Annotated in this window: 18 protein-coding genes; 10 read left to right on the top strand and 8 right to left on the bottom strand. The window is 71.7% G+C overall.

Going from position 1 to position 23,174, the window contains the following annotated elements; translation table 11 throughout:
- Window positions 1-5 precede the first annotated feature (5 nt).
- On the bottom strand, window positions 6-1,520 hold the full coding sequence (locus WMF44_RS09695; protein WP_437298839.1) for an ATP-binding protein: 1,515 nt from the start codon (window positions 1,518-1,520) through the stop codon (window positions 6-8).
- A gap of 99 nt (window positions 1,521-1,619) precedes the next feature.
- On the opposite strand from WMF44_RS09695, the gene obgE reads away from it, so the two are divergent.
- Window positions 1,620-2,660, top strand: a complete 1,041-nt coding sequence (gene obgE / locus WMF44_RS09690) for a GTPase ObgE (RefSeq protein ID WP_437298838.1) — start codon at window positions 1,620-1,622, stop codon at window positions 2,658-2,660.
- A 493-nt stretch (window positions 2,661-3,153) separates the two neighbouring features.
- Entirely contained in the window at window positions 3,154-3,936 is a 783-nt protein-coding gene (locus tag WMF44_RS09685) for a hypothetical protein (protein ID WP_437298837.1), read from the top strand.
- On the opposite strand, the gene WMF44_RS09680 is transcribed toward WMF44_RS09685, so the two are convergent.
- On the bottom strand, window positions 3,928-6,021 hold the full coding sequence (locus WMF44_RS09680) for a CotH kinase family protein (RefSeq protein WP_437298836.1): 2,094 nt from the start codon (window positions 6,019-6,021) through the stop codon (window positions 3,928-3,930). The genes WMF44_RS09685 and WMF44_RS09680 overlap by 9 nt on opposite strands.
- 186 nt (window positions 6,022-6,207) lie before the next feature.
- Between WMF44_RS09680 and WMF44_RS09675 the strand changes: the two genes are divergently transcribed.
- Entirely contained in the window at window positions 6,208-6,837 is a 630-nt protein-coding gene (locus WMF44_RS09675; RefSeq protein ID WP_437298835.1) for a Uma2 family endonuclease, read from the top strand.
- Between the two features lie 58 nt (window positions 6,838-6,895).
- Here WMF44_RS09675 and WMF44_RS09670 read toward each other — a convergent pair whose 3' ends face one another.
- On the bottom strand, window positions 6,896-7,795 hold the full coding sequence (locus WMF44_RS09670; RefSeq protein WP_437298834.1) for an NAD-dependent epimerase/dehydratase family protein: 900 nt from the start codon (window positions 7,793-7,795) through the stop codon (window positions 6,896-6,898).
- A gap of 233 nt (window positions 7,796-8,028) precedes the next feature.
- Between WMF44_RS09670 and WMF44_RS09665 the strand changes: the two genes are divergently transcribed.
- Both WMF44_RS09665 and WMF44_RS09660 read left to right on the top strand, forming a co-directional pair.
- Window positions 8,029-8,700 carry a hypothetical protein gene (locus WMF44_RS09665; protein WP_437298833.1) on the top strand — a complete coding sequence of 224 codons (672 nt, stop codon included), beginning with the start codon at window positions 8,029-8,031 and terminating at the stop codon, window positions 8,698-8,700.
- Between the two features lie 216 nt (window positions 8,701-8,916).
- On the top strand, window positions 8,917-11,589 hold the full coding sequence (locus WMF44_RS09660) for an SUMF1/EgtB/PvdO family nonheme iron enzyme (RefSeq protein ID WP_437298832.1): 2,673 nt from the start codon (window positions 8,917-8,919) through the stop codon (window positions 11,587-11,589).
- Between the two features lie 17 nt (window positions 11,590-11,606).
- Here WMF44_RS09660 and WMF44_RS09655 read toward each other — a convergent pair whose 3' ends face one another.
- Both WMF44_RS09655 and WMF44_RS09650 read right to left on the bottom strand, forming a co-directional pair.
- The gene (locus tag WMF44_RS09655) at window positions 11,607-13,115 is read right to left on the bottom strand and encodes a phenylacetate--CoA ligase family protein (RefSeq protein ID WP_437298831.1); all 1,509 of its coding nucleotides are present in this window, start codon (window positions 13,113-13,115) and stop codon (window positions 11,607-11,609) included.
- 107 nt (window positions 13,116-13,222) lie between these two features.
- Window positions 13,223-14,251 (bottom strand): NAD-dependent epimerase/dehydratase family protein, encoded by a 1,029-nt coding sequence (locus tag WMF44_RS09650; protein ID WP_437298830.1) that lies wholly within the window; start codon window positions 14,249-14,251, stop codon window positions 13,223-13,225.
- A gap of 182 nt (window positions 14,252-14,433) precedes the next feature.
- Between WMF44_RS09650 and WMF44_RS09645 the strand changes: the two genes are divergently transcribed.
- Window positions 14,434-15,429 (top strand): ATP-binding protein, encoded by a 996-nt coding sequence (locus WMF44_RS09645; protein WP_437298829.1) that lies wholly within the window; start codon window positions 14,434-14,436, stop codon window positions 15,427-15,429.
- Between the two features lie 37 nt (window positions 15,430-15,466).
- On the opposite strand, the gene WMF44_RS09640 is transcribed toward WMF44_RS09645, so the two are convergent.
- Together WMF44_RS09640 and WMF44_RS09635 are read right to left on the bottom strand one after the other, a co-directional pair.
- On the bottom strand, window positions 15,467-16,069 hold the full coding sequence (locus WMF44_RS09640) for a hypothetical protein (protein WP_437298828.1): 603 nt from the start codon (window positions 16,067-16,069) through the stop codon (window positions 15,467-15,469).
- Complete coding sequence (locus WMF44_RS09635; protein WP_437298827.1) at window positions 16,066-16,842, bottom strand: thiamine phosphate synthase; 777 nt, start codon at window positions 16,840-16,842, stop codon at window positions 16,066-16,068. The genes WMF44_RS09640 and WMF44_RS09635 overlap by 4 nt, the downstream gene beginning before the upstream one ends.
- A 122-nt stretch (window positions 16,843-16,964) precedes the next feature.
- Here WMF44_RS09635 and WMF44_RS09630 point away from each other — a divergent pair, with 122 nt between their 5' ends.
- The 4 genes from WMF44_RS09630 (at window position 16,965) to WMF44_RS09615 (ending at window position 21,573) form a co-directional block, all read left to right on the top strand.
- Window positions 16,965-18,473, top strand: coding sequence for a hypothetical protein (locus WMF44_RS09630; RefSeq protein ID WP_437298826.1), 1,509 nt, complete (start codon window positions 16,965-16,967; stop codon window positions 18,471-18,473).
- Between the two features lie 264 nt (window positions 18,474-18,737).
- Window positions 18,738-18,986, top strand: coding sequence for a hypothetical protein (locus tag WMF44_RS09625; protein WP_437298825.1), 249 nt, complete (start codon window positions 18,738-18,740; stop codon window positions 18,984-18,986).
- Window positions 18,983-19,867, top strand: a complete 885-nt coding sequence (locus tag WMF44_RS09620; protein WP_437298824.1) for a hypothetical protein — start codon at window positions 18,983-18,985, stop codon at window positions 19,865-19,867. Before WMF44_RS09625 ends, WMF44_RS09620 begins: the two co-directional genes overlap by 4 nt.
- Before the next feature lie 23 nt (window positions 19,868-19,890).
- Complete coding sequence (locus WMF44_RS09615) at window positions 19,891-21,573, top strand: KGGVGR-motif variant AAA ATPase (protein WP_437298823.1); 1,683 nt, start codon at window positions 19,891-19,893, stop codon at window positions 21,571-21,573.
- 15 nt (window positions 21,574-21,588) lie between these two features.
- Here the strand turns inward: WMF44_RS09615 and WMF44_RS09610 are convergent, their stop codons facing one another.
- Window positions 21,589-23,151 carry an acyl-CoA carboxylase subunit beta gene (locus WMF44_RS09610; RefSeq protein ID WP_437301544.1) on the bottom strand — a complete coding sequence of 521 codons (1,563 nt, stop codon included), beginning with the start codon at window positions 23,149-23,151 and terminating at the stop codon, window positions 21,589-21,591.
- Window positions 23,152-23,174: the final 23 nt, after the last annotated feature.

The following is a 23,174-nucleotide window of genomic DNA, read 5'->3' as shown; positions in this document are numbered from 1 at the left end:
CCCCGTCAGGCGCCAGCGCCGCGGGGGGGTGACGAGCCGATCGGGCGCTCGACAGGCTCGGGGACGAAGCGGGGGAGCCTCACCCGGACCGTCGTGCCGTCGGCGGCGTGCGCGTCGACATCCACGCGGCCCGCGTGCTGGTCGACGATCTTCCGGACGATCGCGAGCCCGAGGCCCGTGCCCGCCGCCTTCGTGGTGAAGAACGGATCGAAGATCTCGGCGAGGATCGTCGGCGCGATCCCCGGCCCCGTGTCCCCGATCGACAGCCACACCTCGTGCGCGTCCCCCGACGCGCACGCCCGCAAGACCCCGCCGTCGGGCATCACGTCGAGCGCGTTGACGACGAGGTTCAAGACCACCTGCTTGAGCTTCTCGACGTCGCCCAGCGCGAAGCAGTCGTCCGCGAGATCGCGGACGACCTCGACGTGGTGGCTCGCGAACGCCTCCTCCTCGAGGTCGAGCACGTCGCGCACGACGCGGGCCAGATCGACGGGCTCCCGGTGGGGCGCGCGCGGCCGGGCGAGCTCGAGGAACTCGCCGAGGAGCCGGCCCAGGCGGGCGATCTCCGCCTCGACGATGCCGACGCGCCGCTTCATGGGCTCGCGGATCGCCTCGTCGGAGAGGCGGTCGATGCCGCGGCTGAGCAGGTGGAGCTCCAGGACCGCGGCGTTCAGCGGGTTCCTGATCTCGTGGGCGAGCCCGAGGGCGAGCGGGGCCATGGCGTTCAGGGCCTCGGCGTCGGCGGCCCGCCGCTCGAGGGCGCGCCGCTCGGTCACGTCGATGCCGATGCCGTAGACGAGGTCGGTCCTGCCGCCGCGCCCGCCGCCGCGGACGCCGGAGAGGTGCCAGCGCACGCGGCGGATCGCGCCCACCGCGTCTCTGAGGCCGACCTCGACCTCGGCGGCGGCGTCGCCCTCGACCACGCTCAGGAACGACTGGTTGAACCGGCGCTGTTCGGGCTCGTCGACGAGCGCCTCGCAGAACGCCATGCCGAGCGCGGCGTCGCAGGACACGCCGGTCAGCGCGGACAGGCGCGGGTTGAAGAGCGCGACGCTGCCGCCGGCGTTCAGGCCGAGGATGAGCACGTCCGCCGCGTCGATGATCGCCCGGTACCGGCGCTCGAGCTCCTCCCGCTCCCGCTTCAGCGAGATCTTCTCGATCGCCTGGGCCACGGTGGAGATGAGCTCCTCGGGGCGGAACGACTTGAGGATGAAGGCGAAGGCGCCGGCGCGGAGCGCGGCCATGGCGGCGTCGACGGTCGCGAAGCCGGTCACGAGGACGATCTCGCCGTGGGGGGCGGCGGCGCGGAGCGGGGCGATGAGCTCGAGGCCGCTCGCGTCCGGGAGCTTGACGTCGACGACCGCGACGTCGAACCCATCGCGCCGGGCGGCCGCGAGCCCCTGCTTGCCGTCGGGCGCGAGGGCGACCTCCACGTCGAGCTCGCGCGCGCCCTCGAGGACCTCGCGGAGGTTTCCGGCGAGGCTCGTGTTGTCGTCCACGATCAGGATTCGAGCGGGCACCTGGGGTCTCCTGGGCGAGCGGTCCGGCGGGCGGCCCGATGCGCGGGGCGCCCTTCCGCTTTGGGGTCTTTCCTAAATTGTATGCTATGAGCCGCCGTCATGCGGTTCGTCGATCGGTGCCGTCTGAAGGTGATCGCCGGGGATGGCGGCAATGGAGCGATCGCATTCCGTCGTGAGAAGTACATCCCGTTCGGCGGCCCCGCGGGTGGAGACGGCGGCCGCGGCGGGGACGTCGTCTTCGTGGGCGACGGAGGCCTGTCCACGCTACTCGACTTCACCTACGCGCGCACGCTCGAGGCCGACCGGGGCGAGCACGGGATGGGGAGCGACTGCCACGGGCGCGCCGGCGCCGACCGGGTCGAGAAGCTCCCCGTGGGGACGCAGATCTTCGACGCGGAGAGCGGCGACCTGATCGCCGACGTGACCGAGCACGGCCAGCGGGTCATCGTCGCCCGCGGCGGCAAGGGGGGCCGCGGCAACCTGCACTTCAAGTCGCCGCACGACAGGGCTCCGCGGCGCGCCGAGCCGGGCGAGCCAGGCGAGGCCCGCGAGCTCCGCCTCGAGCTGAAGGTGCTCGCCGACATCGGCCTGCTCGGCTTCCCCAACGCCGGCAAGAGCACCTTCGTCGCGGCCGTCTCGGCGGCCCGGCCCAAGATCGGCGACTACCCGTTCACGACGCTCACCCCGATCCTGGGCATGGTCGAGATCGGCGGCGGCGTCCGGGCGGGCGGGTCGAGCTTCGTCATCGCCGACATCCCCGGCCTGGTCCCGGGCGCGAGCGAGGGGGTCGGGCTCGGCATCCAGTTTCTGAGGCACGTCGAGCGGACGCGGGCGCTCCTCCACCTCGTGACGCTCGACCCGGGCGAGGGCCGCGAGCCGCTCGCCGACTACCGGGCGCTCCGCAAGGAGCTCAAGAAGTTCAGCCCGGAGATCGCGGAGCGCCCGGAGATCGTCGTCCTGACGAAGGCCGATCTGACCGAGGTGCGCGAGGCCTACCCGAAGCTCAAGGCGCGGTTCGCGAAGGCGAAGGTGAAGCTCCACCTCGTCAGCGCCGCGACGGGCGAGGGGGTGCCGGAGCTCGTCCGCGAGCTCGCGGCGCTCGCGCGCAAGCGGGAAGAGCCGGCAGAGCAGGAAGGCTGAGCGCCTCGGCCCGGACGGCCGGCGCGGCGCGCACCGACGGCGCGGCGTGAGCGCCGCCGCCGTCGGCGCACCGTGACACGGCGGAGCCTGCTGGCCCGCCGGCTCGCTCGGACGCTGGCTCGCGGAACGCGAAGGCGCTGAAGGACGCTGACGGCATCGCAGAGCCGGCGCCGTGCGCCGCCTCGTCATCACATCACCCGTCATCCAGCGCACTGGAAAAAGGGGATTGCCCGTCTTCGTGCGTACAGACACGAAGTGTTCTCACGTGGGCTGGTCCTCCACATCCGTCGTTATTTGGTTCGAGCGGCCGCGCGCGTCGCCTGGACAGGAGAGCAAAACTCGCGTCCAATTTACGATCCGGACGCACGTGTCCTGTCGGAAGGAGAAGCCCTAGCCCATCGTCGAGCCTGGCAGCCAGACCGAGCAGTGCGACGGCATCGACAACGACTGCGACGACATCGTCGACGAGGAGGCGCCCTGTCCGGAGGACCAGGTGTGCAGCCGCGGCCGCTGCGTGAACCGCTGCGGCTCGGCCGAGTTCCCGTGCGAGCCGGGGCTCGTGTGCGTGGAGGGCCTGTGCGTCGAGCAGGCGTGCGTCGACGCGAAGTGCGATGTCGGCGAGGTGTGCCATGACGGCGTGTGCCGCGCCCCGTGCGACGGCGTGGTGTGCCCGCACGGCCAGATCTGTCGCGGCGACCGCTGCCAGGATCCGTGCGACGGCGTGACGTGCGGCGCGGGCGAGGTGTGCGAGAGCGGCGTCTGCGTGGTCCAGTGCGGCTGCCGGGGCTGCCCGTCGGAGGACCGCTGCGCGGCGGACACCGGGCGGTGCGTCGAGGCCGCGTGCGCCGACGTCGCGTGCGGCGCGGGCACCACGTGCCGTGGCGGGGCGTGCGTCGACCTCTGCGACGGCGTCGTGTGCCCCGCGGGCGAGCGGTGCGTGGCCGGCATGTGCGCCGAGGAGCCGCCGGCTCCTGCCACCACGACGGCGGCGGGTCCGACGCTCGACGTGGCCGCCTCGGTCGGCGCGGGCGACGCCGGATCGGGCGCGGGCGGGGACGCCGCTTCAGGCTCGGGAGGGGCTCCCTCCACCGGCGCGGGCGGGGACGCGAGCGGGAGCGGGGAGTCGGCGGGCTGCAGCTGCAGCCTCGGCGGCGACGCGCCCTCCGCCGGCGGCGTCGCCGCGTTGCTCCTCGCCGTGAGCCTCGGGCTCCGCCGCAGGAGGGGCGGAGACCCGGGGCGCTCGGCTCCGGGCCTCCGTATCCGTCGTTCAGGGTGACTCGGACGTCGGCCCGAAGAACTCGACATCGTCGATCTCGATGGTGCCCGAGTCGACCTTGTCCTTGCCGAGGAAGCCGTTCGCGCGGACGCCGTTCATCTCCGCGCTGAAGGAGAGGCCGACGATCGACCGGAGCACGTCGTTCACGTCGTCGCCCGGGTCGCGCCCCTGATCGATGGCCCAGCCGGGCAGCGCCATCTCGGCGAACCTGAGCTCGATCAGCGTCGGCTCCGCGGTGAGCCGCACGTCCCATCCGTGGCGAACGCCCGTGAGCCCTTCGCTCTGCGCCGGGCTCTCGACGTCGAAGCGCATCCCGCGCGCCGCCTCCGCCCGCGCCCAGAAGCGGACCCCCTCGAGCGCCGTCGCGTCGATCATGCCCTCGGCGAGGGGCACCCCGAAGTAGACGTACTGCCCCCAGGGAGACGCCTCGTCGCGGAAGTCGAAGCGGAGGAGCATGCTCTGCGCGCCGTTCAGCGGATCTTCCTGCGAGAGGCCCTGCACGGCGCTCGAGGCGTTGTTGGTGGACAGCACCGTCCCGACGTACAGCCCGAGCGTGTCCGCGGCCTCGAAGTCGTTGATCCCCGTCGCGGTGAACGAGAAGGGCGCGAGCGGCGTGCCGCCGGCGAAGCGGCCCAGGCGCTCTCGCAGGATCGGCAGCTCGTTCCTGAGGCGCTCGACCGCGGGCTCCCACCCGGCGAGCCCGGGCCCGAGCGGGTCCTCCTCGACGGCGGTGCGGATCAGCGCCGCGTACTTGTCGACCTGCTCCTCGAGCCGCCCCTCGCTGAACGGGCCCTCATGGAGCGCCTGCAGCGCGGCCTTGTAGCCCGCGGCGTCCTGGTTCAAGGCGGCGAACAGGGCGTCGCAGCCCGGCGGGCGCACGTGCTCGGAGCCCATGAACACCGGGACCACGGCGCTGCAGTCCGCCGGCGTCTCCGTCCATCGCGGCACGTGGCCGAAGTAGGTGCTGGGGCCGAGGGTCTGATCGAGATCCCACGGGATGAGGTGGAACTTGCCCGAGGACGGCTCGTCGTAGAAGTAGAAGTTGTGGTTGAACGCGGCGCCCGCCTCGTTGGCGTAGTAGGTCGTGACGCCGTCCCAGTTCACGATCGCCTCGTCGACGGCCATGTAGCGCTGCAGCTGCTCGATGTCCGCCCACTCCGACAGCGCGGTGAGCCGCTCCGCGCCCTCGGCGGACGCGACGGCGGTCGAGAACGCGATGAATCGCTCGTGCGTGGCCACGTCTTCGTTCGTCTCGATCCGCTCCGCGTAGTAGCCGGCGTCGTCCGAGACCGGCCACGCTTCCTTGTAGAGATCGCCGTCCGGAGCCTCGGAGAAGTGGTGTTCCAGGAAGCGGCCGTCCACGTCCTCGACCATCGAGAAGAGCCCTTGCGACTCGCCGTTCACGCGCAGCGTCGCCCACGCGCTCCGCGGGGCGGCGACGCCCATCTCCCGGAACAGGCCATAGGCGATCCGCTCGTGGAGCCTCGTCGGGTCCCAGATCATGGAGTGGAAGTTCAGGCGCTTCTGCGCGTAGAAGCGCTGTCCGCCGACGTACTCGTCGAACTTCACCTTCATGCTGAGCTTCGGACAGGTGAGGTTCCCCTCCCCGTCGAAGCACATGTCGAGGGTGCCGTAACCGCCCTTGAACCGCAGGCCGACCACGCCCAGGCTCTTGCCCTTGTAGCAGGCCTCGGCCTCGACATACCGCTCGTCGCGGGCGTTCTCCTTGAGCTCCGCCCAGCGCTCTTCCGGAAGGTAGAAGTCGAAGCGCGGGACCTCCTCCGCCGCGTACAGCTCGTCCGCGTCGCGGTCGGCCAGCGCGGGGTCGGACGGCTCGCACCGCGGCGTCGGGGGCTGCCCGCCGCTCCCGCCGTCGCTCGTGCCGCCCTCTCCGCCGGCGCCTCCGCCTCCAGCGCCTCCGCCTCCAGCGCCTCCGCCTCCGGCGCCTCCGCCTCCGGCGCCTCCAGCGCCCGCCCCGCCCGAGCCGCCTGGCCCGACGCCGCTGCTCGCGCCTTCGTCATCACCGCAGCCCGCGCCCACCGCGGCAGCCGCCAATGCAAGCACCATCCAATACCCAAGCTTCATCCAACGATCCTCCAAGATCCTCGACCCTAGTCGCGGCCCCCCCGTCCGTCGATGCCTGATTTTCACGGCAGGCATGGACGCCTCGCTGGACGTCGTGCATCGCCGCGCCGAGCAGGCGCGCCGCGTGAGCCCGCGACCCCGCTCATGACCCGGCACGAGGCGCGCCGTGATGGTAGCTTTCCAGGCGTGAGCCAGCGCCCGTATCCCGAGCCCCAGGCAGCCCGCCTCTTGTCCGTCGCGGAGTGGGCAGCGCTGCCGGAAGACGAGGCCGGTGAGCTCATCGATGGCCGCCTGGTCGAGGAAGAGATGCCCGATTGCGTCCACGAGCTGGCCGTCGCCTGGCTCATCCACACCCTGCGGGCCTGGCTCATCCCGCGCGGCGGCTTCGTCTTCGGCTCCGAGGTGAAGTACGCGCTCAAGCCGCGGCGCGGTCGCAAATCCGACGTGTCGGCGTTCCTCCCGACCTCACGGAGGCCCCCGGCCCGCGGCGCTGTCGGCGTCCCGCCTGACATCATGGTCGAGATCGTCTCCCCCTCGCCGCGGGACAGCCGGCGCGATCGCGTCGAGAAGCTCGAGGAGTACGCCGCGTTCGGCGTGCGCTGGTACTGGTTGCTCGATCCGCAGCTCCGCACGCTGGAGATCCACGAGCTCGCGCGCGGCGGGCTCTACCAGCGCCGCCTCACCGCGCCCGGAGGGGTGCTCCGGGAGGTTCCGGGCTGCGAGGGGCTGACGCTCGATCTGGACGCGCTCTTCGGCGAGCTCGACCGGCTCGACGCGACGGAGCCGCCGCAAGGCACCGCGGACGACGAGGCGTGACAGCGCGGGCGGCGAACGGCGCGGCCGCGCGGCGGTTCACCCGCGATGTCAACGCGGCTCACCCGCGGTGCCGCGGCGCGCGCTCACCCGCGGCGGGGGCCGGCGCCTCGGCCTCGACAGCCAGGCACGCCTCGAACCCCTCGATGTAGCTCGGGTAGAGCAGCGCCATCCCGAGGGCGCGCTTGATCTTCGCGTTGTCCACGGCGCGATCGTGGCGGAGCGTCTCGTGTAGATCCTCCCGCGGCGCCCCGGCCGGCAGCGCTAGGCCGAGCCGCGCGCAGAGCCAGCGGACGACCTCGATCTGCGGCACGGGCGCGTCGTCCGCGACCAGGAAGGCCTCGCCAGGGGCGGCGCTCGCGGCGCTCGCGGCGCGCTCCAGCGCCGCGAGCGCGAGGCGCGCGAGGTCCTCGACGTGGATGCGCGAGACGACGTTCCTGCCCTGCCGATCGCCCTCGCCGGTCATGCGGAAGTCGCCGCGCAAGAGCCGCTGGTGCAGGCCGCGGCCCGGGCCGTAGATCCCCGCGGCGCGCAGCACCACGGCGCCGCGCGCGCGGTACACGTCCTCGGCCGCGAGGCGCGCCGCCGCGCGGGGGCCGTCGGCCGACGTGGGCGTCGCCTCGTCGATGCGCCCCGTCGCGTCGCCGTACACGGCGGTCGACGAGACGTACGCGATCGCGCGCGCGCGGCGGAGCGAAGGCGCGATCGCGGCGTCGGTCGCGCCGTCGGGCGGGAAGGCGACGAGCACGTCGGCGCCGTCCGTGACGAGCCGGTCGACGGCCTCGGCGGTGAGCGCCGGGAGGACGCTCACCTCGATGCCCGCCTGCGCGAGCTCCGCGGCGCGCTCCGGCGAGCGCGTCGTCGCGACGACGCGGCCGCCGGACGCCCTCCGCAGGCCGGCGACCACCGCGCCGGTGAAGCCGCAGCCGAGGACGATGAGCGGAGGGGAGGTGTTGAGCATGGGTGCTGGGCGACGCTTCTACCAGCAAGCGCGAGAGGACGCCTCCGCGGCGCGAGAGCGCTGCCGGCCGCGCCCGAGGTGCACGGATGAGGTCGCGTCGTCGTCGTCTTCGTGCGAGCGGGTCGCCAGGTCGGCGCACCGCTGCCTAGGATGGTCATGGTAGGGCTGGCGGCGACGCTGCGATCGCCGGCATGGCGGGGGAGCGGCGCACCGAAGGCAGGAAGGACAGGGAGATGGGCAATAGGGAGAGAGCGAAGACGCTGCTGCTCGTGGTCGCGACGGCGGGGCTCACCGCGTGTGAGGAGGACGGCTCGACCAACCCCCCGTCTCCGCCGCTCGTGTGCGAAGAGCTCACCCACAACTCCTGGACAGGGCTCTTTGCGACGGCGAGGTTCAACAAGGATCCCCAGGATCCACAGGCTCTCCTCTTCATCGAGCTGCACATCAACAATGGCGGCGATTGGACCGCCCCCCCCGTCGTGACGGCCTTGTCCGGAATGACCATCAACGCCTACAACCAGTCGTCGAGGACCATCGTCGCCCGCGTGGACGACGGCGCCACGACCGCCAGTTTCCAGCTGCGCGGCCAGCTCGCTGACAGCGAGACGACGTGCGACGTGGACCGCACGTTCACCCTGACGATCGACGAAGAGAACAAGGTTGAGATCACGAGGCACGACGCGCTCCCGTTCCTGCCGCACAGGCACGCCTCGCTCGATCCGGGCAGGCACTCCTCGTTCGACGTGATGCGATGCGACGGCGGCGACGCCGGGCCGCGCGCGTCGGGCGGTGAAAACGAGCGCGTCCCACGGACGAAGGCCGCTGGCACCACCGAGGCGACGGCCGACGTGGCGCGCGGCGACGCTGGCCGGAGGGGCCGGGCAACGACCAAGCGAAGAGGCTGAGCGAGCGCGGCGAGCACGTCTCCGCGCCGGCGTCGTGGCCCCTCGACCTCGCAGGTCGACTGCCCGCGCCCCGGGGAGCCGCCCCGACCGCTTCCATGGCACGGACGGCGTGGATCCAACGGAGGGTCGAGCGCCCGCGCCGCGTCTGGTAGCCTGGTCTGCGGGGAGCGGGCGGCCGGGATGCAGCGTGCTCGCCGTAGCGACGCTCCTCTGCGCATGGCGGTCCACGTCTTCATCTCCTACGCCCCCGCGGATCGGTCGCACCTCGAAGCGCTCGAGGCGCACCTCGCCTCGCTCAAGCGGCAGGGCCTGGTGAGCACCTGGCACCACGGCCGGATCGGCCCAGGCGCGATGCGCGACGAGTCGATCGCGGCGGAGCTCTCCTCCGCCGAGGTGGTGCTGCTGCTGGTGAGCGAGGCGTTCCTCGCCTCGGACAGCTGCTACGAGCGAGAGCTCGGGCGAGCGCTGGAGCGGCATCGCAGCGGGGCGGCGCGTGTGGTGCCCATCCTGGTGCGCGCGTGCGACCTGGAGGGCACCGCTCTTTCGGAGCTCCAGGCGCTGCCGCGGGACGGCGTGGCGGTGACTAGCTGGGGCAACGCGGATGAAGCGTGGAGGGAGGTTGTGCAGGGCATCCGCGCGGCGGTCGAGGAAGCCGCCGCGAGCGCGCGCCCGGAGGCTGCGCTCGCCAGCGCAACCGCGCTGCCCGGCGTGAGCCTGCGCGAAGCAGACGAGACGATCCGCGCTGTCGACAAGCAGATCGCCGCCGCGCAGAAGCGGCGGGTAAGGCTTAGAACCGCCGGTGCGAGCACGGAGGAGGTGGACCGGGAGATCGTGGACCTCCGGCGCAAGCGCCGGGAGGGCGGCCAGCTCCACGTCGGCGAGGAGCTCAGCGACGGTCGGTACCTGCTGCTGGAGCGGATCGGGCGCGGCGGGTTCGCGACCGTGTGGCGCGCGCTCGACGCGGGGCGGGGCGACCTGCCCGTGGCGATCAAGGTGCTGCACCCGAACCTGGCGGGCGACGAGAGCCGACAGGAGCGGTTCTTCCGGGGCGCGCGCGCAATGGCGGAGCTCGACCACCCCGGCGTGGTGCGCATCCTCGATCCCAAGGGCGAGGACAGCGGCTGGCACTACTTCGTGATGGAGCTCGTCCATGGCGAGGACGTGCGCAGCGCGGTCATCGGGAAGCGACTGCCAGCAGAGCGGGTGATCCCGATGCTCCTCAGCGCTGGAGAGGCGATCTCGTTCGCGCACGGGAGGGGGCTGGTACACCGGGACGTGAAGCCGGCGAACATCCTGCTCGATGCGGACGGTTTGCCCCGGATCACGGACTTCGATCTGGTGTGGGCACGCGACACGACTGGGGGCACGGGGACCGGCGCGATGGGGACGTTCCTCTATGCGGCACCGGAGCTGATGCACCGCCCGCAGGAGGCGGACGCGCGCGCTGACGTGTACGGGCTGGGCATGACGGCGGTGTTCTGCCTGCACGGCGCGGAGCTGCCGCCCGTCATGATGCGGTATCCGGGGCGGGTGATCGAGCGGCTGCCGTGCAGCGCTGCGGTGCGGAAGGTGCTGGAGCGGGCGATCGAGTTCGAGGCGTCCGAGCGGTTCCCAGATGTGGCGGCGTTCTGTGAGGCGCTGCGAAGCGCGGCGGGGAGCGGGGGTGAGGCGCCGCAGACCGCGACAGAACATACAGCGACGCTCGAGAGCGGCGAGCCGAGAGAGAGCACAGCGTCGAGCGAGCGCGTGGCGCAGCTCAACGCGGCGGATGGCGTTCAACGGTCACATGGCGGCCTCTCGCGCACGGTGCTGCGAGGCTTCGAGCAAGGCGGTCATGCGTACGCTGCGATCCGAGATGCCATCCTGGCCCCGCGGGAAGCGCGGGTCAGAGATCCGGTTGAGCTGACCGTCGTGGGGTTCGAGATGAACGGGGAGCAACTGGTCGTGTCGGGAGGCTGGAGCCTGCCATGGCCGAAGCACCCGGTCCCCGGATCGGCCGAGGAGCCATTCCAGGAGCACGGGACGTTCCGCTGCACCCTCATCGGGAAACCAGGCAGCAGCGGAGCCACGAAGGTGACCTACCGGAGCGACTTCTTCGAGTCGCTCTTGCCATGGGTGGACATCCCTGGTGGCACGTTCCTCATGGGCAGCCCCGATGACGACACGGAAGCCCACAGGGCCGAAAGACCCCAGCACCAGGTGGACGTCGAGGGATTCACCATGGCCGCTACGCCAATCACGGTAGGGCAATACGCGGCCGTGACAGGCCAGGCCGCCGAGCAGGAGGATCCGAATCGGCCGATCAGAAACGTATCGTGGGGAGACGCCATCGATTTTTGCAATACGCTCTCCCAGTTGGCAGGAAGGCAATCCTGCTACACGTCGACGCCGACGGGTCTGGCGTGGTCAGAGGACATAGACAGCTTCCGGCTACCGGATGAATCGGAATGGGAATACGCGTGCCGCGCCGGCACCACTACCCGATATTCCTTCGGCGATGACGAGCGCCAGCTGCGCGAGGTCGCATGGTACCTTGAAAACAGCAATGGCCAGATCGCCACGGTTGGGCTGAAGAAGCCGAATCCATGGAACCTTTACGACATGCATGGGAACGTGTGGGAGTGGACCTGGGACTCATTCCTTGACGTCAACGGCGAAGCCGCGGTGGGCAAGAGCAAGGTGTTCCATCTCGTCGAGAGGGCAACCGCCGACACGAGCAAGAGCGAGTCGGCTCGCCCTCGGACCGACAGCCTCCGGGTGGTGCGGGGCGGTTCGGCCATCGAGAGGCCCAGGTGGCTGCGCTCGGCGAGCCGGCTCGGATGCGTGCCCAGCCACAAATACGAGCACCTCGGCTTTCGCTGCGCCGGTCCCGCCCGCCGAAAAGGCTGATCTCCGTCTCCCCGCCTTCACCCCCCCGCCTTGCGCGTGTACCGGTGCTTCACCCCGAGCGGGAAGTACTCCGGATCTCCCGCCGCCCTCAGCGTCACCCGCGGCGCCCGCTTCCCTGCCGGCACGTAGCTCCTGAACTCGCTGTTCAGCCGGACGAGGTGCTCCTCGATCGACCGCGCCGCCGCCTCGCGCCGCGCCTCGCTCTCCCCCTCCCCGGGCGCGAGCTCGACCACCACCGAGAGGACCACATCCCTGTCCGCGCCCTCGCGGACCTCCAGCACGAACTTCCCCGTCACCCACTCCTTCACGCCGGGCTGCTCGATGCCCACGACCACGTTCTCCGGATAGATGTTCGCCCCGAAGTACGACACCGTGAAATCCGAGCGCCCGAACACATGGACGAACGGGAGCTCCCTGGCCCCACGCTCCCCGTCGAGCTCCCGCCGCGGGTCGAAGCCGAAGCCGGCCAGGGCGGCCATCATGTCCGCGTGCGAGGTGACACCCCCGCTGTCGAGGATCGCGTAACGCACCAGCGGGACGCCGTTGTCGCCCGAGAAGAGGAGCATCCCGTCGCGCTGCTCGAAGAACCGCTCCGCGGGGTCGTACTGCACCAGCGTGGGGAGCCGGTCCTGCCCGAACAGGGCGCGCGCGGCGTCCGGCCTCCCCGCGAGGAACCTGCGGATCGCGACGCTGAGCGGCGTCTCGTTGCCCAGCACGCCGGCGTCCGCCGTCCCGTACAGCGAAGCCGAGTCGTAGCAGGGCGACGTCGACCCGACGCGCTCGCCGACCAGGGTCCGCCACTCCTCGCTGAACACCTCCCCGGCCATCACGAGCTTGATCCGGAAAGGCGCCCAGTCGACGCCCCGGGCCCGCCCCGTGTCGATGACGTCCTTCAGGAACGGCGGATAGCCGAGCAGGACGACCTGCTCGAACGCCGGCCCCAGATCCTGCACGACGCGGAAGATCTCGTCCTTGTTGTTGCCCGGCGTGACGACCGTGATCGGATACCCCTTCGCCGCGAGGTGACGGCAGCACGCGGCGGTGTACATCCCGCCGACCCACGAGCCGAGCGCGAAGCACACGACCGCGAGCGTGCGGCGCGTGTCCGCCCGGAAGCCGTCGTGGAACACCTGCTCGAAGCGCCGGGCGACCGGGAGCTCGTCCGTGACGGAGCGCGGCCAGAACGTCGGCTTTCCGGTCGAGCCCGAGGAGACCGCGATCATGTCGCACGGCTCGACCCGCCCGCCGCGGCATAGATCCGCGATGGGGTGCCGGAGCACGTAGTTCTGCTTCGTGATCACCGGCAGCGCCGCGAAATCCGCGGGCGTCCGGATCGCCGCCGGGTCCACGCCGTGCTCCGCGAGGAAGCGACGGTAGGCAGGGACAGCGGCGGCGACCTCGTGGAACAGCGCGAGCGCGCGCTCGGCCGGATCAGCCTCACGGTGCCGCGACAGCGCCGCGTCGAGCGGCGTGCTCAGGAAGGCGTCGATGGCCGCCAGGACCCGCTTGGGTTGCACATCCTGCATCGCGAGATCTCCCTCCGTCCGATGGTTCGCAGCAAGCGGACGCCGCTTCAACGAGAGCGCCCGCCTGACTCTCTATCCGCTCGCGGGCGAAGGCGCCCCGCGCAGGGTCAGCGCCCTCCACCCCCCGCCGCGCCGGCGAGCTCCGCCGCGAGCGCGATCTCCTCGGCGCGCTTCTCGTAGCCGTCCGGCGGCTCGGAACGCGGGTTCGCGAGCAGCGACGTGATCACCGTCTCCAGCCAGCGCCGGAGCGGCGTGTGCTGGAAGCCGAGCTCCGCCCTCGCCTTCGCCGGATCCAGCATCGACATCCAGCGGTCGCTGAACGGCGACATCGCGACCGGATCGATGCCGCGGGCCCTGATCGCCGCCGACGGGATCGGCGCGAGCCGCGCCGGCGCGCCGAGCAGCGAGGCGATGAGCTCGAGCAGCTCGGCGAGCGTCGGCGTCTCGTCCATGCAGAGGTTGTACGCCTCGCCGAAGGTCGACGGCACGAGGAGCAGCTTCACGATCGCCCTGACGACGTCACCGCTGTAGACGTGCCGCACCGCGTGTCCGCCGCCGTCCGGGACGAGCAGCGGACCACCGTCGAGCATGCGGACGATGTACCGATCGAGGCGGCGGTAGGGATCGCGCTCCCCGTTCACCATCGGGATGCGCAGGACGGTCGCGGGGAAGCGGTCCCGCTGCCAGGCGGCGGCGATCTCCTCCTCGCAGCCGCGCTTGTTCACGCCGTAAGACCACGCCGCGCGGTCCTCTTCGCCCGCGGGCTCAGGGAGGAGCGGGCCGTTGTAGTCGCGCTCGCGCGACGGCCGCGGGCACGCCTCCCGGACGAGGTACACCGAGCCGGTGCTGATCATCACGTAGTGGCCGATGCGCCCGCCGCCGAGCGCCTGGGCCGCCGCGCGGCCGTCCGCGGCCGTGTACGCGGTGAAGTCCACCGCGGCGTCGAACGCGCGACCTCCGAGCGCGTGCGCGAGATCGCCGGCCGCACGATCGCAGCGGACCCGCGCGACGCGATCGCCGAACGCGTCGGGCGTCGCGCCGCGGTTCAGGAGCGTGACCTGGTGGCCCGCAGCGAGCAGGCGATAGACCAGGAAATGACCCATGAATCGAGTGCCGCCGAGCACGAGGACGCGCATGCGCGGCAACCTATCACCGCCGCGCGCAACGACGATGACGATGACGAGGACGCCATCACGCGCGGGAAGACGCGCGGGACGGCGCGCGGGACGGCGCGCGGGAAGGAAGCCGCCGCCGGGCGGCCTCGCGCGCGGCGCGGACCGGGACCAGGTCGACCCCGGGTCGTGCTAGATAGCGGGCCGTGCCGTTCTCCCACATCCTCGGCCAGGACACCGCGGTCGGCACGCTCGTTCGCGCGCTCGAGGCGGGCCGCGTGCACCACGCCTACCGCTTCGAGGGCCCGCCGGGCGTCGGCAAGGAGCTCGCGGCCGTCGCCCTCTCCCAGGCGCTCGTCTGCACCGGGGGCGACCCGCTCGGCTGCGGGCGCTGCGACGCGTGCCGGCGCGCGGCCGCGCGCTCCGACGGGCGCCCCGCGGCGCCGCTCCACCCCGACGTGCAGATCGTCGCGAAGAACTTCTACCCCGCCGCCGTCATCGGCCGGAGCCGCGACGAGCTGACCGAGATCTCGGTCGATCAGGTCCGCGCCATCGTGCTCGCCCGCGCCGCCTACCCGCCCCACGAGGGGCGCGCTCGGGTGTTCATCGTACGCGACGCCGAGGACCTCAGCGTCGGCGCCGCGAACGCGTTCCTCAAGACGCTCGAGGAGCCGCGGCCCGGCACCCACTTCATCCTCTTGACCTCGCGCGGCGACCGCCTGCTCAACACGATCCGCTCGCGCACCCTGCCCGTCCGCTTCGCCCCGCTCTCCGAGGCCCTCATCCGCCGCATCCTCCGCGATCGCGGCGTGCCCGAGGGGCGGCACGACCTCGCCGTCGAGCTCGCCGCCGGCAGCGCGTCCACGGCGCTCGATCTTGCCGACGAAGAGCAGACCGCCTCGCGCGACGCCTTTGTAAAGCGTGTCCTCGAGGCCGCGGCCGCCCGGGACCTCGGGCCCGCCGTCGTGTTCGCCGAGTCGGTGGACCGCGACAAGGGCGCCCTCAAGGACGACCTCCGCGCGCTGAGCGCCGCGCTCGCCCGCGAGGCCCGCGCCGCGGTCACGTCCGATCCGCGCCACGCAGGCCTGTCGGCCCGGCGTTACGCCGTGGTCTCCCGCGCCGTGGCGCAGCTCGAGCGCAACGCCTCGCCGAGCCTCGCGATGGCGTCGCTGATCGCGGAGCTGCGCAGCGTCGTCGGCTGACAGGCGCCGCGCGCCCACGTCGCCGCGCGGGCCGGCGTCAGCCCTCGCCGCCTCCGCCCAGCCGCTCGTATCCGCCGTCCTCGATGCGCCGCCCGGCCCACGCGTGGATCCGCCCCTCGCTGGCGAGCACCACGGCCGCGTCGCGCCCGGCGCCGTCGTAGAGGGCGATGATCCCTGCGTCGCCCACGGGGGGCGCGCCCTGCCCGCACCGCTCGAGCGCCGCCGGCAGCCGCGCCCGCCGCCGCATGGTCGCGCCCGCGATCTCGAGCGTCGCCGGCGGCTCGTCCGGCGAATCGGCCGCCGCGGGCGCGAGCCACAGGATCTCGCGCCGAGGCGCGGGGAAGGCCACGACCGCCCCGTGCGCGCCGCCCTCGGGCGCGAGGAACACCGCGGCGACGATCTCGCCCCGCTCGCGCGCGACGATCGCGCCCGAGAGCCAGCGCTCCTCGCTCCCGGCGAGGACCACGTCGCCGAGCGCGAGCGGCAGCTCGTGCCACGGCGCGTCCCCCGGGGGCGCCGCCGGCGCGCCTCGCGCGCGCTCGCCGCCGTTCCCTCCCGGCGCCTCCCGCTCGCGGCGCGACGCCATGTAGCCCACGGTCGCGGCCACCGCGGCGGCCGCCGCGAGCAGCGTGAGGCTCATCGCGCGCCCCTGTCCACCGGCGCCGCACGCGCGCCCGCGCCCGCGCCCGCGCCCGCGCCCGCCAGCGCGAGCGCCTGCTGGAGCGCCCGCGCCCGCGCGCTCACCTCCTCGAGGGCGCGCGGCGCGGGCGTGCCCTGCTCCGGCAGCAGCGCGGCGATGATCGCGGCGGCGGAGCAGCGCGCGCCCACCTCGGCCGCCCTCTCCAGCGAGATGCCGCCGATCGCCACGACCGGGAGCCCGGGACGCTCCCGCTCGACCAGGGCGCACAGCGACGCGAGCCCCTCGAGGCCGACCACCGCGTCGGGGCGCTCCTTGCTCGAGGTCGCGAAGATCGGCCCGATGGCGACGTAGTCGAGGCGCTCGACGGAATCGCCGGAATCACCGGCGTCGCGGAGCTCGCTCGACGCCCGGAGCGCGGCCTCGATCTGCGCGGACGTGTGGGTCGAGAGCCCGACGCGCAGCGGGACGGAAGCGCGCTGCGCCAGCCTGCGAACCGCGGCCACCGGGAGATCGTCCTGGCCGACGTGCACGCCGTCGCAGCGGGCGAGGATCGCGAGATCCGCCCTGTCGTTCGCGAACAGCGGCACCCCCGCGCGCGCGGCCAGGGGCTGGATCGCGCGGAGCAGCGAGAGCGTCTGGGCCGCCCCGCCCCGCTTGTCGCGCAGCTGGATGGCCGCGGGGCGCGCGTCGAGGACGGCCTCGGCGAAGGCCGCAGGATCGAGCCCGCGGCGCGCGAGCGAGTCGGTGTCGACGATGGCGTACAGGCCGCGCATGACCACGCTTCGAGCGGTGGGAGAGCGCCCGGGCGCTCCGGAGGAGGCCAGGCTCGCTGGCTACGCTAAGGTTGACGCCCCCGGAAAGAAAGCGGAAGCGTTCGCTCCCGAACGGATCCTCCATGCGCACACGTCTCGTCCGGATCGCCTGTCTGTTCACCTCGATCGCTCCTGCTGCAGCGGCCATGATGGGGCTCGCGTCGAGCCCTGCGCTCGCGCTCGCGGACGAGAAGTCGAGCCCCGCGCAGCAGACCGAAGGACCGGGCTCCGCCGTGCCCGCGGAGGGGCCGAAGGCTGGCGCCGCTCCGCCGCCCGGCGGGAGCAAGGTCGCCGCGCCCAAGGCGAGCGTCGCCGCGCCCAAGGCGAGCGCGAAGAAGAAGGCACCCGAGTCCCCGCCGCTGCCGCCTTCACCGGCGCGCCTGTGGCTCATCGCGCCGTCGCCTCACGGGCCCTGGACGTTGCGGATCGACAACGAAGGGGAGCGGCCGATGCGCATCCCGGCGGACGTGCGGCTGCTGCGCCTGGAGGTCGAGACGCTGAACAAGCGCGCGAAGAAGACGGTCCGCTGCGCCGCGCCCGCGGGGCTCAAGCCGAGCGGCTTCCCGGAGCGGCGCGCGCTGCTGCTGGCGCCCGGTCAGTCGTACATGGAGCATTTCGACCCGCGCCTGCTCTGCTTCGGCAAGGACGAGGCGGCGCTCGCGGGCGGCTCGGTGGTGAGGACCTGGTACGGCTGGGGTCCGCCGCCCAAGTGGTCGAAGAAGCCGCCGGCGGCGCCGTTCGCTGCGGAGTCGACGGACGATCCGCCGGCGTTCGCCCCTGCGCCCGGCCTCGCGGCGCCCACCGTCGTGCTGAGCTATGCCCTGCCCCCGGATGCGGCCGCGGACGATGCCGGCGGCTCCGAGCCAGCCTCTCCGGCGGGCGAGACGGCTCAGCCTCCTGGCGACAAGGCGGCTCAACCCACGGACGACAAGGCGGCTCAGCCCACGGACGACAAGGCGGCTCAGGCCACGGACGACAAGGCGGCCCCGACGTCCGCGGACAGGCCAGCTGGCGAGTCCGCGGAAAAGCGCGTTCCGGCGGACAAGGACCACGGCGCCGGTGCGCGGGGCAAGCCGATCGTGGACGCCAACGCGCCTCGCCTGGAGCTCACGAGCGAACCCTGGTCCGACGCGGCGAGCCCTCGCTCGATCGTCGTCCGGGTGAGCGCCAAGAACGCTGGCAGGCGCGCAATGACCGTCGCCATCCGGTCTCGGATGCTCGAGTTCCACGTGGCCGGCCCGAACGGCGAGACGATTTGCACGGCGGCCCCGCCGACGAGGGCGATCCCGCGCGATCTCTTCAGGACGCTGAAGCCCGGCGCATCGGCCGACGTCTCGGTCCTCCTCCGGGAGGTCTGCCCCGCCGACACGTTCAAGCGCGAGGGCCTCTACGAGGTCACGGCGACGCTGCACGCGAACGAGCCGGGCACCGGGCTCGGACTGGATGCGTATACCGCCGTCGTCCACGCCAAGAACACGACGCTCCTTCGCGTGAAGAGCGCACCAGAGCCGTTCTATGCGGCCGCGCCGCGAGCCGTGCCGACGCCGAAGCCCGAGGCCAGCCAGGCGCCGGAGCAGGAGGATCGCGACTGATGTCGTAGAGGTGTGCTGGGGTCGCTTCGATGCGACGCTCCATCCAGGATTTCTGGGCGAACGTACGCGCCAGAGGGGACCATGACCATCACGTGGCGACCACCTACGAAGCGAAGCAGGGTCGAGCGCATCCTGCACGACCATCCCGCAGACAGCAGCCGCTGCGACGAGGCCGCGAAGGCGATCTGGCCTCTCGCGCGCGAACAGGACGACGACGCGGGATTCTGGCTCCTGCGCGCTGCCCCCTGGTGTGGTCCTTTGTTGATGATCCAGAAGGGTCTCATCGGCATCCTACCCAAGGGCATCCCGGATCCGCCCAAGTGGACCCACCACATATGCGTGACCACGGAGAAGCATTGCGTCTGCGCGCTGACGGGCGCCGATGGATATCCCGAGGAGCGATACCTCACGGAGAAGTTTCAGTACACGGAGGACGTGCACACGACCAGGGTCATGGACTCTCCGGGGCTTGACGAGTCGCTGGCGGCGCTTCGCGCGGGATGGAGCACATGATCGATCCGATCAGCGCTGCCGTCGGCTACCTCGACCGGCGCCTCTTCACTATGAAACGCGCGCCTGGCACGTGGGGCTCGCCGGAAAGTCTGGAGCTTCAGGCCCTCCTATTGATCGAGCTGCGCACGTTCCTGTTGCGTCGCCGGACACACGCGAAGAATCCCTTCGAGGTACGCGACGCGTACATCCGCTTCATTCACGCGCGCTTCCCCGATCGGCCTGGATACTTGCTGTCCGCTCTGCTGCCCGCGGATGATGTCCAGGTCGACTTGCCTCCGCTGCTTGAGGAATTTCGAAGGCAGATCGTGGAGAAGCTCCTCCGTGAGGATCCGTTTGCCATGAACGAATTGGTGCTCGATCTCGTGCTCGGCGGGCGCAAGGGGGAGGGACGTTTCGCTGCGGCATGCCGCTACTTCTGTCGCTTCGAGCGCGCACTGCGCGCGTTCCTCCGTACAGGCGCTTCGGGACGGAGGAACACGCGGGGCATCCTCCCAGAGCCCGAGGTGCAGGTCCTGCGCGACGACGGAGGCGCAACGCGCGTGCGTATACTCATCAACGGTCTCGACCGGGGTGGAGGCGAACCGGTCGCCCGCGAGGCCCTGGGGGCGCTCCTCGCGACGCTCGCTCGGCTCGAGAAAAAGGCGGAGCAACCCCCGGCAGCGCACGACCGATCGTTGGTGGCAGCCGCGCGACGCCTGTTGCCGCGTAGCGGACTCCAGTCCATCTGCATCGGCGGCGTGATGACGGGCACCGCGCCGCTGGTCCTCCAAGCGAGCGGGGATCGCAGGGAGCCTGCGCTGCCGGACTGGGCCGCCCTTTCCGCGATGGATCCGCAGCTGCCCCCGCGGTTGTCTCCCGCGCCTCCGGAGGCGTTCCGTTGAGCATCACCCACGCGGATCGCCGGGTGGTCACGTTCTACGCCTACAAGGGCGGCGTAGGGCGGACCATGGCCCTCGCGAACGTTGCGTATCGGCTCGCGGACACCCACGCGCTCGACGTGATCGCGGTGGACTGGGATCTGGAGGCGCCGGGGCTGCATACGTTCTTCGGAGTCCCTGAGCGGGAGCTCGCTGAGGCGCGAGGCGTGCTCGACTACCTCGAGGCATGGGAGGAAGCCGTGCTGCGCAAGGACCCCGAACCGCCAGACGCGACTGGCTGGCTCATGCGGATCCAGGAAGGGCAGCGCGGCCCCCGGCACGGCTCGCTGCGCCTGATGATCGCGGGGCGCCAAGATGCCGAGTACGACAGCCGCCTTGCCCGCTTCGACTGGAAAGCGTTCTACGAGACGAGGGCGGGGGCGCGGGCTGTCGAGACGCTGCGCGCCCAGCTGGTGGATCGAGCGGACTTGGTGCTCGTGGACAGCCGAACTGGCCTCACGGATCCAGGGGGGATCTGCACCGTTCAGCTCCCGGACAGCGTTATGCTCATGACGTCGCCGAACCGGCAATCGCTTGAGGGGATCGAGCGCGTGGCGAGATCGATCGCTGCAGCAGGGCCCGAGCAGCGGGCCGGACGGAAGAAGCCGCGGGTGTGGCTTTCGGTCTGTCGGGTCCCGATCGTGGAGGAAACGACGCTGGCAGAGCGCTGGCTCGCGGAGCAGAAGCCGTGGTTTGAAGCGGGGATCGAGCAGGGCATCTGGACGCAAGAAGAGCATCCGTATGGGCTCCAAACCCATCTAGTACCGCAGCGGGCCCGCTACGGATTCGGTGAGGAGCTGCTCGGCCGGGCGACAGACATCGCCGTCCATGAGCCTCTGGCCGAGGCCTACGACGGGATTGCAGCCACGCTGCTCGAATGGGCGGTCGATCCATTCCGCACGACCGAACTGGTCGAGCCCACGCCACGGGACCGCGCTGGAAAGCAGCTCTCTCTTCTCCAGAGGCGCGCGGAGGAAGCGGAGGCGCGCGAGGATGTCCGCGGGCTCATTCTGGCACTCGCGGAGCTCGGTGTCGCCTTGGTCAATGCAGGGCAGAGCGACGCGGCGTTGAGGGTTTTCGAGCGCACTGCTGCTCTCGCGCAGGGGCAAGGCGATCGTGAGGCGCACGCATCGATCAGCGTCCTTATAGGGGTCGCTCTGACGCAGTGCAGGGAGCACGAGGCTGCCCTCCGTCGACTTGAGGAAGCCATTCGTGAGGCGGACTCGATCGGGAATCGACAGATCGCGAGCATGGCACGGATGCATGCATCGATGTCAGCAGTGGCTATCCAGCGGATCGACGATGCCGTTAGTATGCTCGTCTCGGCGTCTCAGGAGTTCCGAGCACTAGGAGACGAGAAGAATGCGGATGCTGCGCTACGTATGATGCTGAGATTTCAGGTTCTGGACGCGAAATTCCGCCCAGTGAAGCGTATGAGAGCGAAGATGGAGCACCAGGCTCGAGAAATCGCGTCGCTCGCACGCAGAACAAACCAGCCTGACAGAGAAGCTCTCGTCATACGCCAGCTACTCGCTCTTTCCGACCTTGGTCCCGCGCTGGCCGACCATGACGACCTTCGCCGCCGCCTCGCGGAGCTGGAGGGCCCCAACGCTGCGCCTGAGCCCTCGCCTGCCCGTCCCCCGCGCCCCAAACGCCGCCGCGCGCGCTAACGCACCGGGCTCGCCCTACACCGGAAGGATCCCCCGCTTCTTCTCCGGCCGCTCCACCCGCTTCTTCCGCGCGAGCTCCAGCCCCCACGCGATCGCCCTCCGGGTGTCCCGCGGATCGATCACGTCGTCGATGAGGCCCCAGCCGGCGACCTTCATCACGTCGATGTTCTTCTGGATCGCGTCGACCATCCCCTGCTTCACCTCCGGCGGCGGCGGCGCGTCGCCGAACATCTTCCTCGCCGCGATCCCGAGCATCCCCTCCGGCCCCATCACGCTGATCTCCGCGGTCGGCCAGCCGACGATGAGGTCCGGCTCGTACGCGCGCCCGCACATCACGTAGTAGCCCGCGCCGTACGCCTTGCGCACGACCACCGTGATCTTGGGCACCGTGGCCGCCGCCATGACGTGCAGCATCTTCGCCCCGTGGCGGATGATCCCCTCGTGCTCGACCTTCGAGCCGATCATGAACCCCGGCACGTCCTGCAGGAACACGAGCGGGATGTTGAACGCGTCGCAGATCTGCATGAAGCGCGCGGCCTTGTCCGACGCGTCCACGTCGAGGATGCCGCCCATCTGGGTCGGCTGGTTCGCCACGACGCCGACCGGCTGGCCGCCGATGCGCGCGAGGCAGGTGATGATCGACCGCGCCCACCGCGGCTTCAGGTCGAACCGCTCGCCGTGATCGACGATGGCGTCGATCAGCTTCAGCATGTCGTAGGCGCGCCGCGGGCTCTCCGGCAGGAGGTCGAGCAGCGACTCCTCCCGCCGGTCGATCGGATCCGTGATCGGCAGGCGCGGCGGCTCCTCGTCGCAGCTCGAGGGGAAGAACGACAGGTACCGCTTCACCGCGGCGACGCACTCGGCGTCGCTCGGGTACTCCGCGTCCCCGACGCCGCTCTTCGTCGTGTGCACCTTGCTGCCGCCGAGCTCCTGCTCGGAGATGTCCTCGCCCGTCATCGCCCGCACGAGCGCGGGGCCGCCGAGCGCCAGCGAGCCGACGTCCTTGACCATCGGCACGAAGTCCGCGAGCCCCGGGATGTACGCCGTGCCCGCGGCGCCGGGCCCCACCATGGCCGCGACCTGCGGCACGACGCCGCTCATGTGCACCTGCTCGCGGAACAGGTGCCCGGAGCCGGCGAACAGCGAGATGCTGTCCGGGTGCATCGAGCCGGGATCGATGCGCGCCCCGCCCGAGTCGATGAACCACACGATCGGCCAGCGGCCGCGGAGCGCCATCTGCCGCAGGCGGGTCACCTTCTCCTCGCCCGTCTGCCCGATGCTGCCGCCCTTCACGGTGAAGTCGTACGCCGCGGCGCAGACCATCCGCCCGTCGACCTTGCCGAACCCGCAGACCACCGCGTCCGCCGGCGGCCGGTCGCTCCCGTCCGGCCCGGCCGCGAGCCCCATCTGCGTGCCGTGCATCCCCACCTCGAAGTGCACCCCGTCGTCGAAGAACGCCGCGAGCCGCTCCCGCGCCGTCATCTTCCCGCGCGCGTGCTGCTTCGCCACGCGCTCCTCGCCGCCCATCCGCCGCACCAGCTCCCGACGGGCCTCGAGGTCCTTCACGAGCTCTCGCATGTTCACGGGCCACCTCTCCCTGC

It is taken from the genome of Sorangium sp. So ce426 (genome assembly GCF_051475585.1).
GTDB classification, from domain to species: domain Bacteria; phylum Myxococcota_A; class Polyangia; order Polyangiales; family Polyangiaceae; genus Sorangium; species Sorangium cellulosum_B.
Note: the sequence above shows the minus strand (reverse complement) of the source record. Positions and strands in the feature narration are given on the sequence as shown.